This is a genomic window from Embleya sp. NPDC059213, from assembly GCF_042754445.1.
Classification (GTDB): Bacteria; Actinomycetota; Actinomycetes; order Streptomycetales; family Streptomycetaceae; genus Embleya.
In genome coordinates, this window is record NZ_JBHZAV010000037.1 from 36,025 (window position 1) to 48,479 (window position 12,455).

At 71.4% G+C, this 12,455-nt stretch carries 10 protein-coding genes and 1 tRNA gene; 4 read left to right on the forward strand and 7 right to left on the reverse strand.

The genetic code is table 11. The features are described 5' to 3' along the window. Nucleotides 1-18 precede the first annotated feature (18 nt). From ACFXMF_RS16465 to ACFXMF_RS16475, 3 genes are all read right to left on the reverse strand, one after another. The gene (locus ACFXMF_RS16465) at nt 19-2,286 is read right to left on the reverse strand and encodes an ATP-binding cassette domain-containing protein (RefSeq protein WP_379988461.1); all 2,268 of its coding nucleotides are present in this window, start codon (nt 2,284-2,286) and stop codon (nt 19-21) included. Nucleotides 2,287-2,487: 201 nt separating this feature from the next. Further along, nucleotides 2,488-4,779 (reverse strand): hypothetical protein, encoded by a 2,292-nt coding sequence (locus tag ACFXMF_RS16470; protein ID WP_379988462.1) that lies wholly within the window; start codon nt 4,777-4,779, stop codon nt 2,488-2,490. Then, nucleotides 4,779-4,853 (reverse strand) — tRNA-Ser (locus ACFXMF_RS16475). Before ACFXMF_RS16475 ends, ACFXMF_RS16470 begins: the two co-directional genes overlap by 1 nt. Before the next feature lie 328 nt (nt 4,854-5,181). On the opposite strand from ACFXMF_RS16475, the gene ACFXMF_RS16480 reads away from it, so the two are divergent. Continuing rightward, nucleotides 5,182-6,006, forward strand: a complete 825-nt coding sequence (locus tag ACFXMF_RS16480) for an AfsR/SARP family transcriptional regulator (protein ID WP_360318248.1) — start codon at nt 5,182-5,184, stop codon at nt 6,004-6,006. Nucleotides 6,007-6,077: 71 nt separating this feature from the next. Here ACFXMF_RS16480 and ACFXMF_RS16485 read toward each other — a convergent pair whose 3' ends face one another. Beyond that, entirely contained in the window at nt 6,078-6,998 is a 921-nt protein-coding gene (locus ACFXMF_RS16485) for an NADP-dependent oxidoreductase (RefSeq protein ID WP_360318246.1), read from the reverse strand. Nucleotides 6,999-7,099: 101 nt separating this feature from the next. Here ACFXMF_RS16485 and ACFXMF_RS16490 point away from each other — a divergent pair, with 101 nt between their 5' ends. Beyond that, a complete protein-coding gene (locus ACFXMF_RS16490; protein ID WP_379988464.1) occupies nt 7,100-8,068 on the forward strand; it encodes a helix-turn-helix domain-containing protein in 969 nt (322 codons plus the stop codon). 9 nt (nt 8,069-8,077) lie between these two features. Here the strand turns inward: ACFXMF_RS16490 and ACFXMF_RS16495 are convergent, their stop codons facing one another. From ACFXMF_RS16495 to ACFXMF_RS16505, 3 genes are read right to left on the reverse strand one after another with little or no spacing between them, the layout of a single operon-like run. Further along, nucleotides 8,078-8,848: a class I SAM-dependent methyltransferase gene (locus ACFXMF_RS16495; RefSeq protein ID WP_379988465.1), complete on the reverse strand. Its 771-nt coding sequence runs from the start codon at nt 8,846-8,848 to the stop codon at nt 8,078-8,080. A 13-nt stretch (nt 8,849-8,861) separates the two neighbouring features. Further along, entirely contained in the window at nt 8,862-9,674 is an 813-nt protein-coding gene (locus ACFXMF_RS16500; RefSeq protein WP_379988466.1) for an LLM class flavin-dependent oxidoreductase, read from the reverse strand. Further along, complete coding sequence (locus tag ACFXMF_RS16505) at nt 9,671-10,525, reverse strand: alpha/beta fold hydrolase (protein WP_360318234.1); 855 nt, start codon at nt 10,523-10,525, stop codon at nt 9,671-9,673. The genes ACFXMF_RS16500 and ACFXMF_RS16505 overlap by 4 nt, the downstream gene beginning before the upstream one ends. Before the next feature lie 96 nt (nt 10,526-10,621). On the opposite strand from ACFXMF_RS16505, the gene ACFXMF_RS16510 reads away from it, so the two are divergent. Both ACFXMF_RS16510 and ACFXMF_RS16515 read left to right on the forward strand, forming a co-directional pair. Further along, nucleotides 10,622-11,527, forward strand: coding sequence for a LysR family transcriptional regulator (locus ACFXMF_RS16510; protein WP_379988467.1), 906 nt, complete (start codon nt 10,622-10,624; stop codon nt 11,525-11,527). Between the two features lie 133 nt (nt 11,528-11,660). Then, entirely contained in the window at nt 11,661-12,335 is a 675-nt protein-coding gene (locus ACFXMF_RS16515) for a hypothetical protein (RefSeq protein ID WP_379988469.1), read from the forward strand. Nucleotides 12,336-12,455 lie beyond the last annotated feature (120 nt).

Here is a 12,455-nt window from a genome sequence, read left to right on the forward strand (position 1 = left end):
CCCCACCCCGTCTCGGCTCTACCGCCGGTTCGCGTCCCGGTCGAGGTTGCGACGCAGGTATTCGCCGGTCAACGAGTGTTCCGCGGCCAGGAGTTGCTCGGGCGTGCCCTCGAAGACCACCGTGCCGCCGTGCTTGCCGCCGTCCGGACCCAGGTCGATCACCCAGTCGGCGCGACCGACCACGTCCAGGTTGTGCTCGATCACCAGGAGCGTGTTGCCGCCGTCGACCAGCCGGTCCATCAGCGCGATCACGGTGTCCACGTCGGACATGTGCAGTCCCGTGGTCGGTTCGTCGAGCACGTAGACGCTGCCGGTCTTGTGCAACTCGCCCGCCAGCTTCAGCCGTTGCCGTTCGCCGCCGGAGAGCGTGCCGAGCGGCTGGCCCAGTGTGACGTAGCCCAGACCGACCTCGGCGAGCGCGGCCAGGTGCGGCCGGATGCGCTTCTCGGTGAAGAACTCGTGCGCGTCCTCGACGGTGAGGGCCAATACGTCGATGATCGACTTGCCGCGCAGCGGATGTCCCAGCACCTTGTCGTCGAAGCGCCGCCCCTCGCAGCGCTCGCAGATCGTGGTCACCGGATCCATGAAGGCCATCTCCACGGTGATCGAGCCGCGTCCCTGGCAGGCCGGGCAGGCGCCGGCCGAGTTGAAGCTGAACAGGCCCGGCCGCTCGCCGCTCGCCTTGGCGAACAGGGCCCGGATCGGGTCCATGATGCCGAGGTGACTGGCGGGCGTGGAACGGGAGTTGGCCACGATGGCAGCCTGGTCGATGACGATCGTGTCCGGGTGCGCGCCGGTGAACACCTCGGACACCAGGGTGCTCTTGCCGGAACCCGCGACGCCGGTGAACACGGTCAGCACCCCGGTCGGGATGTCCACGTCGACGTGCTTGAGGTTGTGCAGGCTCGCGCCGCGCACCGGGATGTGCCCGGTGGGGGTGCGGTAGTCGGTCTTGACCACCGTGCCCCGATTCAGGAAGCGGCCGGTGAGCGTGTCCGAGTCGATCAATTCCTTGACGGTGCCCGCGAAGACGAGTTCGCCGCCGTGCGACCCGGCCTGCGGGCCCATGTCGATCACGTGGTCGGCGACCGCGATCACGTCCGGGTCGTGCTCGACCACGAGCACGCTGTTGCCCTTGTCCCGAAGCGCGACCAGGAGTTCGTTGAGTCGGTGCACGTCGCGCGGATGCAGGCCGACGCTGGGCTCGTCGAAGATGTAGGTCATGCCGGTGAGGCTGGAGCCGAGGTGGCGGACCATCTTGAGCCGCTGTCCCTCGCCGCCGGAGAGCGTGGAGGTCTCCCGGTCCAGGCTGAGGTAGGACAGACCGATGCCTACGATCCGCCGCAGTGCGGCCGAGGCGGCCTTGGCCACCGGGCCGCCGATCGGGTCGTCGATCCCGGCCAACACCTCGATCAGATCGCCGACTTCGAGCGCGCAGTGGTCCGCGATGTTGCGCCCGTCGATCCGTGCGGCGAGCACGGCCGGGTTGAGCCGGGCGCCGGCGCAGTCCGGGCAGGGGCCCTCGGTCAGGAACGCCTCGACCGCCTCCCGGGTCTTGGCGCCGAGCGTGGACACGTCGCGGTTGACGTAGAGCCGGTCGAAGCGGGTGTACAGGCCCTCGAAGGTGACGTTGGCCGTGCCGTCCGGGGTGACCCACTTGAACTTGATCACCCGGTCCGGGTCGCCTCGGGTGAGCAGGGCGAACTCGGCATCGGTGTAGTCGGCGATCGGCTTGTCGTTGTCGAAGAGTCCGGACGCCTGGTAGATCCCGACCGCGAGCAGACCGAGCACGAACGCGCCGTCGTTGAGCGATCGGGAGCGGTCCAACAGGCGGGAGTGGTCGGCCCGGACGGTCCGGCCGATGCCGTCACAGGTGGTGCACATGCCGCTCGGGTCGTTGAACGAGTACGCCCCGGGGGTGCCCGCCGAGGGTTGGGCGATGCGGGAGAACAGCACCCGCAGGAGCGGATTGATGTCGGTCATCGTGCCGACCGTCGAGCGGGAGTTGGACCCGATCGGCTTCTGGTCCACCACGATGGCCGGCGACACGTTCTCGATCGCGTCGGCGTGCGGGCGTTCGTGGCGCGGGAGGAACTTGCGCTCGAACGCGGAGAAGGTCTCGTTGAGTTGCCGCTTCGATTCGACCGCGACGGTGTCGAAGACGATCGACGATTTGCCGGACCCGGACGGACCGGTGAAGACGACGATCCGGTCCTTCGGGATGCGCAGCGAGACGTCCTTGAGGTTGTTCTCGCGCGCGCCGGTGATGACGATGTCGTTGATCATGCGGCTCCGTAGCTGGTCGACGGCGGGCCTCGACGGGCCCGGAACGATCGCGCGTGGGCGGGGACGGACACGACCGGACCAAAGATCGTACGGGTGGGCACCGACACGGCGGGCGCGGCGAACGGGGGTTGCCGGCAGGCGGACCCGTGTGCCCCAGACCTGTGTGGCGCGGACACGTGTGCGGCCCGCACCGCGACCGCCTCAGCCGCGCAGGAAGTGCCCGCCGGTCGTCCAGCCGGTGAGGCGGCGGCCTCGCCCGCCGCCGACCGCCTCGTACCGGTCGAAGCGGTCGCCCTCGGCGATGGCGCGCAGGCCGAACACCACGGGAGCCAGTCGGCCGGCCACCGGGCCGCCCCAGAGCGCGATCTCCTCGTCGAGCCGGGCCAGCGCCCGGATTTCCGCGTCCTCGTCGAGCATCGAGAGGTGGAACACCACCTGGCGCCACGCGTACGCGGCGTCCTTGATGGTGGCCAACGGCCGCATCTGCCACTCGGCGTGCTCGGTCAGTCGGCACACCGTGACGAACGCGCGGTGCGCCGCCTCGGCCCACCCGGCCCGCGGCGTGATCCCGACGGGTCCGGCCAGCGTGGCCAGGTTGTGCGTGGTCAGGATCTGCGCCTGCTCGATCACCATGCCGTTGGCGGCCGGCGATCGTCGTCCGCCGGCAGGCACGTCGGCCCGCTCGCGACACAGCAGGGCGAAGCGCTCCGCGGCGGTCCGCGCGGGTGCGATCCGGGTCGCGGCCACGTCGCCCAGCTCAGCGATCGCCGCGTAGTCGATGTCGTAGTAGACCTCGTACAGGCTCCCCGCCAAGAGCTCCGCGGCGATCTTCGCCGCGGCGAGGAACTTCGGTGCGAAGCGGCCGGTGAAGATGTCCGCGGCCAGTTCCTCGACCCACGGCAGCCCGGTCTCGGCCGCCCGGCTCAGCGTGGACAGCTCGCCCACCAGCGGATTGGGCAGGATCGTCCCGGGAAAGCCGTGCACGGCCAACTCCCCCAGGTGCACGAGGGTGCGCCGGGCGGCGCCCCGGCCCTCGGCGGCGGCGCCGTCCCGGTACCGGGCCACCGCCGCGACCCAGGGCAATTCCTCGGCGCGCACCTGGTGGGCCAGGTCCAGCAGCAACAACGAACGACGCCGACCGAACGCCCGGTGATGCGCCGCCATCAGCGTGCGCAGGGCGTCGTCCGGGTACGCCCGCGTGCTGCTCGCGGCGACCAACTGCGGTACCAACTCGGCCAGGACCTCGGCGGACGGCACCAGACCGCGTTCGATCAGCGTGTCGATCGGGGCGCTCAGCGTGCCCTCCAGGATGCGCCGGATCGCCGGCGGAATCGCCGTTCCGGCGGGCAGACCCGTGGTCGACGCCTCGATCGGGTCCACCGGGGCGGTCAGCGCGTCGACGTCCTCGGTGCCGATGTCCTGGGGACGCTCGGCCAGCCGGCGCAGCACCACCGCCGCCAGGGCGTGTTGGGTGGGTAGGGCCGCCTCGGCCGTCTGCCGGGCCCGCAGCGCCTCGTGGGCGGCGCCGGCGGGAGCGCCACGTCGGGTCACCATCGCCTCGATCGCCCGGGCGAGCAGGCCCAGGCGCCGGGCGTCGAGTGCGCGGCCGGCGAGGTGGTCGGCGAGTGCGGTGCGCAGGATCGCCGCGTTCTCCTTGGGCCGGCGGTGCTTGGTGCACAGCGGATGCTCGGCGGCCAGTACGCGATGGCGGGCCAGGAGGGCGTGGCCGCGCTCGGCCCAGCGGGTGTCCGGAGTGCGAGCCAAGACGCGACCGGCCTCGACGGTCTCCAGCCAGTGCGCCAGGAGCGCGTCGGCGTAGGGGTTCCAGACGGTCAGGGCCTCGCGCATGGCGGCCACGGCCGGGTTCGGCGGGCGGGCGGCGATCCGCGCGTGCGCCTCGCCGACGCTGGTGCGGAAGGTGTCGGACGGATCGGGCACGGGCGCGGCCGTGGGCCTGGGCGCGAACCGCAGTCGATCGGCGAACGGCGCGATGGCCTCGACCAGTTCGAGCGCGCCGTCGGTGTCGCCGGTCCGGAGCAGCCAGGCGACCACGAGCAGCGCCGTCTCCTCCGGCAACTCCGCGTCGTAGGTGCCGCTTTCCAACAGCGCGGTCAATTCGGCCAGGCCCGCCACGGAGAGGTGGTGCGCGAACAGCGCGCCGCGCTCGGCGGGCAGCCCGATCCGCCCCGCGAGGTCGATCTCGTGCGGCCGCAACTCGCCGCCGGCGGCCGGGTGTCCGGTGGCGAAGCCGCCCCGGACCACTTCCGGGGTGACCCATTCGGGGAACTCGCGCACGGGCCTGCGCGAGCCGATGTCCAGCACGCCGTCGCGCATGCCGCGAACCACGTCCTGCCAACGCCGTAGGCGCTCGGCCGCGCCGGCCCGGGTGTCGGGATCCTCGTGGGTCAGGGCCGTGTGCAGTGCACGGGCGGATCGGAGCTGCGGATACGCTTCGCCGACGCGCACGGCGTCGGGCTTGTTCGTTTGATCCATGGCCGGCATGGCGGGTCCTGCCCCCGCGCCCTCCGGGTATCAAGCCCGGTGCTCTTCTGCTGAGCTACACGCCGCGATTCGCGGGGCTCAATGTATGTCGGTCCATCGGGCGGGACAAGGGATTATTTTCCGGGCCCGGGCCTTACGGGAGCCCGCCTCCGGGCCTTCCCGGGAGCCGGGCCCGCGCCTTCCCGGGAAGCCGGGCGGCGGGACGGGAGAGCCTGAGGGTCCCTCGACTGCGCGGCGGAGCGGAACCCCATCTGGTGATGTGTCGTCACTTTCCATATGACGAGGGGGATTCCGTCGCGCGGGCAGGTTGGGGAGCCACCGCGCAACGATGAGTCGGGGGGCTTGTCCTTCCAAGTGTTGGGACCGACCCGGGTTTTGGGTCCCGACGGAAGTGTGCTGAACATCGGACCGAGGCGGCAGCGCGAGCTGTTGACCCTGCTGTTGTTGCGGCCGGGGGTCGCGGTGCCGGTGGACCGCTTGGCCGAGGAGCTGTGGAACGGCCGCCCGCCGCCCGGCGCACGATCGACGTTGCATGCCTATCTGTCCGGCCTGCGCCGAGTGTTGGAGCCGGGGCGGCGGGCGCCCTATCGGGTCTTGACTACGCGCGATGACTCGTACGCCCTGGAGGTGCCGGCCGGCCGGCTGGACACCGGGCGGTGGCATGCGCTGGCCGAGGCGGGCCGGGCCGCGAGCGCCGCCGGCGCGTACGGCCGGGCGGACGAATTGTTGCGTGCGGCATTGGCGTTGTGGATCGGGGACGCGTTCGCGGAGTTGGGCGATCACGAGGTGGCGCAGGCCGAGCGGGCGCGACTGGCCGAGGAGCACACCGCGTTGTCGGAGGAGGCGGCCGAGTGCCGACTCGCGCTCGGTGCGCACGCGTCGGTGATCGGGGAGCTGATGACCCTGGTCCGGGAGCATCCGCTGCGGGAGCGGCCCCGGGCGCAACTCGCCCTGGCGCTCTACCGATCGGGGCGGCAGGCGGAGGCGTTGGCGGCGCTGGAGGCCGGTCGGCGGTTGTGCGCGGAGGAGTTGGGTCTGGATCCGGGCCCGCGGCTGCGTGACCTCCAGGCGGCCATCCTGCGCCAGGACCCGATGCTCACCGCCCCGGATCGGCCGCCGGCGTCGACGTCGTCGGTGTGTACGGGCCGCCGGAGCTTCGTGGCCGCCCGCCCGCATCGGCCCTGCCCGCACCGGGGTTCGCCGTACCGACGCGGGTAGCGGGCGGTTGCGGGCGCGGGGCCGGTCGGTTGTGCGTGTCGTGATGTGCGCCACCGGCCGGCCCTTGCGGTTCAGACCGTCAGGACGATCTTGCCGGTGACCCGGCCGGTTTCCCCGCGTTCGTGTGCCTTGGCCGCGTCCGCCAAGGGGAACACCGAGTCGATCGCGGCCCGCAGTCGCCCCGTCTCGACCAGGGCCGCGATCTGCCGCATGGCAGCGTGGTCGGCCTCGACCAGCATCTCCGCGGCGCGGACCCCGTATCGCCCGACCTCCAAGTCTCCGACCTGGTTCACGATCGAGACGAGGATGCCGCCCCGGCGCAGGGTCGGCAACGAGCGTGGGCCGTATTCGCCGCCGACGCCGTCCAGGACGACGTCCACGTCCCGTACGACCGCGGCGAAGTCGGTCGTCGGGTAGTCGATCATCTCGTCGGCGCCCAACTCGCGGACGAAGTCGTGCTTGGCCGCGCGGGCGGTGCCGATCACGTAGGCGCCGCGCGCCTTGGCGATCTGTACGGCCAGATGACCGACCCCGCCCGCCGCGGCGTGGATCAACACCCGCTGTCCGGCCCGCAGATCCGCCGTGTCCACCAGGGCCTGCCACGCGGTGGTCGCGGCCAGAGGCAGTGCCGCGGCCTGCACGTGGTCGATGTTCGTGGGCTTGCGCACCAGGTGGCGGGCCGCGGAGACCACGTACTCGGCGTGCGCGCCGTTTCCGTACGGGTACTTCAGCATGCCGAACACCTCGTCGCCCGGCCGGTGGATCGTCACTCCCAGGCCGACCGCCGCCACGACACCGGACACCTCCCAGCCGAGTACGAACGGTGGCCTGCCCAGGATCAGACCCGTGGCGCGGTGGATCCAGTCGGTCGGGTTGACGCCTGCCGCGCGCACCTCGACCAGCACCTCGCTCGGGCCGGGCGTCGGGCGCTCCGGTTCGATCACCTTCAGCACCTCGGGACCGCCCAGAACGTCCTGACTGACAGCGCGCATGCGACTTCTCTCCCGGTCCGAAGGATCCACCCGCACATCGTGGCGGCCGGGTCGACGCCGAGACGAGCGTCCGGAACGACATGATGTATACAATTCCGGACGTGAGCACAGTTGCGATAGCCGTCGCCGACGGGATCCTGCACTTCGAACTGGCCCTGGCCTGCGAGCTGTTCGGCACCGCGCCGCCGGTTCCGGTGGAGGACTGGTACCGGCTCGAGATCTGCGGGGCGGGCAGCGTGCGGGCCGACGGGCGCTTCCTGCTCGAACCCGATTGTGGCCTCGACCGGCTCCTCGTGGCCGACACCGTGATCGTCCCCGGGTGGGCCGATGTCGACCGGGAGCCGCCTGCGGACCTGGTCGACGCCGTGCGGGCCGCGCACGAGGCGGGCGCGCGGGTGGCCTCGCTGTGCACGGGCGCGTTCGTGCTGGCCGCGGCCGGTCTGTTGGAGGGGCGGCGGGCCACCACGCACTGGGCGCACACCGAGGTGCTGGCCGCGCGCCATCCCGGGGTCGAGGTCGACCCGGACGTGCTCTACGTCGACAACGGCAGCGTGCTCACCTCGGCGGGCAAGGCCGCCGCGATGGATCTGTGCCTGCACCTGGTCCGCCGCGACCACGGCTCGGTGGTGGCCAACGCGGTTGCCCGCAGGCTGGTCGTACCGCCGCACCGGGCGGGCGGGCAGGCCCAGTTCGTCGCCACCCCGATGCCCGAACAGCCCGACCATCCACTCGGCGAACTGCTCGCGTGGGCGACCGGACGGCTGGACCGGCCGCTGACGGTGGAGGACCTGGCCCGCCGGGCGAACATGAGCTCACGCCACCTCGGCCGGCACTTCCGATCGATGACGGGCACCACCCCGCTGCAGTGGTTGCTGACCCAGCGCATCCACCGGGCCCAGGAACTCCTGGAAACCACCGACGACAGCGTCGACGCCATCGCCGAGGCCACCGGCATGGGCACCGGAGCCACCCTCCGCCGCCACTTCAACCGCACCGTGGGCGTTCCCCCGGACGCCTACCGCCGCACCTTCCACCGCCGCCGCGCCGAACACCTCACCGCCCAGGGGTGAACCCCGGCGTCAACGTCGGCGGGCGGTGATCAGCCAGGCGCGGGAGTCGAGCCATACGCCGGCGGCGGTGGTGTGGGTGGCGAGCATCGTGTGCAGGCGGGCGAGTGCGTGTTCGGTGGCGGCGGGGGTCAGGCCGCCGAGCAGGTCGCGGGCCGGTTGCAGGTGGAGTACGGCCGCTTGCGCGTGGTCGGCGTCCGGGCCGTAGTAGACGGGTTCGCGTACGTCGGTGACCCGCACGGTGGTGAAGCCGGCCGTGGTCAGGGCGCTGGTTGCGACGTCCGGATCGGCCAGGGTGAAGGCGGCTTCGGTTTTGTCGGTCGAGGTGGTCGCCGATCGGCCGGGCGCGAGTGCCGCTCGGATCTCGGTGTCCCACTGCTGGTGGTCGCGGGGCTGCCAGACGAGTTGTGCGAAGAGTGCGCCCGGGCGCAGGGCGCGTGCGATGTTGGCGAACGCGGCGGTGGTGTCGGCGAAGAACATCGTGCCGAATCGGCTGACGGCTACGGTGAATTGCCCCGGCGGGAAGGGGTGGGTCTGGGCGTCGGCCCGGACGAGGTCGAGGTTGGCGAGTCCTTCCGTTTCGGCCTGTCGGCGGGCCTGCGTCAACATCGGGTCCGAGATGTCGATGCCGAGCGCGGTACCCGGGGAAGCGGCTCGGGCGGCGCGGCGGGTGATTTGGCCGGTGCCGCAGCCGATGTCGAGGACACGATCGCCGGGGCGGACGTCGAGGGCCTCCCAAAGGTGTTCGTGGTACCGGGCGAGTTCCGCGTCGTAGTCGAACAAGGCGATCGATTCCTTACCGTGCGGGGCCGTCGCGGAGCACACCGCGCACGGTGTCGAGCGGTACGCCCGGGTCGAGTTCCGGCAGCCACCATGTTGCGCCGGCCTGCGCGTACGGCTCGGGATCGACACCGGGCGGCAGCGCGACGGCGATGTCGTACGAGGCCATCTCGCCCCGGCGTAGTTCGGTGAGGGTGGCGACCGTCTCGGCGAGCCGGTCCGGGTGTTCCAGGTTGATCGGGAAGAAGCCGTCGAGCCGGGCGGCCCGACGGATCGGCCTGGGGCGGCCCGGGAATCCGGCGGCCCATACCGGCACGCCGGGCCGCTGGATCGGCCTGGGCAGGAAGGTGAGGTCGTCGACGGTGTAGTGCTCGCCGTGATGGCGCACCGGCTCGCCGGACCAGGCGGCGGCCAGGATCGCCAACGACTCGTCGAGCATGCGCCCGCGCCGCCGGTCGTCGAGGTGCTCGCCGGTCTTGGACAACTCGCCGCCGAACCGGTCGCCGCCGAGGCCGACGCCGAGGGTGAGGCGGCCGTCGCCGAGCCGATCCAGCGTCGCCGTCTCCCGGGCGACCTTGGCCGGCCGTCGGCGGGAGAGCGGCGACACCATCGGGCCGAGCCGCAGCCGCTCGGTCGCGGTCGCGATCGCCGCCAGCACGATCCACGGGTCGGCGACCCGGCTTACCGGCGCCTGCCAGGACAGGTGGTCCCACACGAAGCAGCCGTCCCACCCGGCCTCCTCCGCGTCGGCGGCGAGCCCCGCCACCACCCTCGGGTCGGCCAGGTCGTCGAACAGCGGCAACCACAGTGCCGACCGCAACCGGCTCACGATCGGCCGCCTTGCGTGTGCCGGATCAGGGCCGAGACGAATTCGTCCCACACCGGCCTCGGCAGGTCGTGCCCGGCTCCCGCCAGGACCAGCAACTTTGCCCCGGGGATCGCCGCGCACAGCGCCTCGCCGTGCGGCAGCGGCAGCAGCGGGTCGTGATCGCCGTGCACCACGAGCGTCGGCGCCGCGATGTCGCCGAAGCCGCCTCGGGTCGGGCCGTCCTGGTCGATGGCGTAGTGGTTGACCAGCGTCGACGCGTAGTTCTTGGTGCGTGCCACATCGTGTTCGGCCAGTGCTCGCATCGCGGTCTCGTCGAAGTACGGCGAGCCGCCGGCGCACGCCCGCGCGCCGGCGATCACGTATTCGGCGAGCGCGGCGGCGTCGGAGGTGTCCGGCTCGGCCGGCATGGCCAGGTCGGCGGACGGCGGCGGCAGGTCGTCGGCGCCGGTCGAGCAGGAGAGGAAGGTCAGCGACGCGAGCCGATCGGGATGGTCCACGCCGAGGATGAGTCCGGCCCCGCCGAACATCGATTGGCAGACCACGTGGGCGCGTTCGATGCCCAGGGTGTCCAGGAGCGCGACCACGTCCAGGGTCAAGTCGGTGAACGAGTAGGCGGGTCGGCCCGGCGGGTAGGTGGTCGACCGGCCGGTGTCCCGGTGGTCGTAGCGGACCACGAACCGGCCGTGGGCGGCGATGCGTTCGCACAGATCGGCGTCCCACCACAACATTGAGGCGGACGACCCGGCGACCAGTACGACCGCGGGGGCCGTGCGGTCTCCGAAGGTCTCGACGCACAGTTCGACACCGTTGATGTGGAGGAGTTGCTCGCCGTGTGCTTGAGAAGAGGTCATGTCCGGAACGTTAGGGTCGATGGCTCAATCGTGAAAAGCGATGATTTTCGATCGGATCGATCGGGAATCGCGATGCTCCTCGCTAGATTGGCGGACATGACCGACGTCGAGTTGCGCCACCTGGCGGCGTTGGCCGCCGTTGCCGAGGAGGGCTCGTTCGGCCGGGCCGCCACCCGTCTCGGGTACACCCAGTCGACGGTGAGCCAACAGATCGCCGCGCTGGAACGGGCCGTCGGCGGCCTGGTGTTCGACCGGCCGGGCGGTCCCAAGCCGGTACGACTCACCCCACTCGGTTCCGTGGTCCTCGGCCACGGTCGCGAACTGCTGGCCAGGGCCGAGGCGTTGGCCCACGCCGTGGACCGATTCCAGGCCGGGGAAGGCCGCATCGAGATCGGCACGTTCCAGAGCGTGTCCAACGCGATCCTGCCGCCGCTGGTCCGCCGACTGCGCGACGAGCACCCCGGCTGCGACATCCGGTTGTCCGAAGACGAGCCGGACCAGCCGCGGATCGGTGACCTCGACCTGCTGTTCTACGACGGCCGCATCGACGGCGACGCCGAACACCTCAAGCTGCTCGACGACCCGTACCTGCTGGTGGCAGGCGTCGGCACCTTCCCGGACGGCCCGGTTTCGCCGGCCCGGCTCGACGGTGTGCCGCTGGTGGCCTGGCCGCTGACCTGCGATCAGCCCCGAATGGAGCAGGCGATCGCCCGGAGCGGCGCCCGTCCGCAGATCGTCTTCCGCAGCGCGGTCAACGACACCCTGCTGTCGATGGTGCGCGCCGGCATGGGGTCGGCGGTACTCCCGTGGCTCGCCATCCGCGGTGCCGACGTCGCATCCGACGACCGACTGCGCATTCACGAACTACGACCCGCCGTGCCGCCACGCGAGATCTACCTGCACTGGCAGGCCGGCCGCACCCAATCCCCACTCACGACCAGAGCCATCGAGATCGCCACAGAGGTCGCCACCGCCCTCGCACCCCCACCGCCCACCGCCTGACGCCTCACGGGGACTCTCTGGACGCCATGCTGGTTCGAACCGCAGGCCGGCATTTCGTCACCCTGAGCGCCGAGGGGCCGGGTGCGATCAGAGCGGCCCCGCCGTCGCAGCGCCGGCTACCGTCGCGCCCGGCATGCGGGTGATCCGCCTGGATCGCGATCTGGTCGGAATTGCCGACATCGCCGAACGCACCAAGCGAACGCGCCAGAATGTCACCCAGTGGACGCACGGCACCCGCCATTCGAAACAGCCGTTCCCGTCGCCCGATGGCGTGGTCGGCTGTTCTCGCGTCTGGTTGTGGTCGGAAGTCAACACATGGCTACGCACCATCGACCTTGGCGATCCGATCGAATTGCCGAGCCGCGAAGAAATGGCCGCCATCGATTATGCTCTCGCCTTCCCACGGCAGGACCTCGGCCTGACGCTGGAACTCCACATCGCCGCCGACGAGCATGAACGTGAGCGTCATGAGGTCGCTCGTCGTTTGATGGCCAAGGCCGTGGCTCTTGCCGGTCGCATCTCCGATGACGACACCTACGACGGAGGGCCCGTCCTGGTCGTATGCGCCGTCTGTTCCGATTCCCTCGCCTGGGTGATGTCGCAACTCCCGCTCGGCGGCAAGTTGGCAGTCGTCGCAGTGTCGGTCGGCGACGACGGAGACGTGTGGGAACTCGGATTGAGCGCCGTGCCCCTCCCGGGGGGCGTGCCCTTGGAGCAGGCGGGCCTGGATTGCCACGCAAGTGTCGGCGACCTCGTGCGAGCACACTCGTCGGGTCGTCTGGATCGCCAGACGGTCCTGGAGATGTGACCAGCGCAGTTGCGGCCTCCACGTAGACGCTTGCGTCTCGAGGGCCGACCCCGGAAGAAGCGGACGCTGCGGATTGCTCCACGCGCCGAATGGAGTCGGCGCCGAGCGGCCGTGCGGGTG

What these genes read in the sequence shown, in the direction of transcription:
- ACFXMF_RS16485 (WP_360318246.1), bottom strand. Translation starts at nt 6,998, where the DNA reads ATGCGCGCTGTCAGTCAGGACGTTCTGGGCGGTCCCGAGGTGCTGAAG.
- ACFXMF_RS16515 (WP_379988469.1), top strand. Translation starts at nt 11,661, where the DNA reads ATGCGGGTGATCCGCCTGGATCGCGATCTGGTCGGAATTGCCGACATC.
- ACFXMF_RS16470 (WP_379988462.1), bottom strand. Translation starts at nt 4,779, where the DNA reads ATGGATCAAACGAACAAGCCCGACGCCGTGCGCGTCGGCGAAGCGTAT.
- ACFXMF_RS16465 (WP_379988461.1), bottom strand. Translation starts at nt 2,286, where the DNA reads ATGATCAACGACATCGTCATCACCGGCGCGCGCGAGAACAACCTCAAG.
- ACFXMF_RS16510 (WP_379988467.1), top strand. Translation starts at nt 10,622, where the DNA reads ATGACCGACGTCGAGTTGCGCCACCTGGCGGCGTTGGCCGCCGTTGCC.
- ACFXMF_RS16505 (WP_360318234.1), bottom strand. Translation starts at nt 10,525, where the DNA reads ATGACCTCTTCTCAAGCACACGGCGAGCAACTCCTCCACATCAACGGT.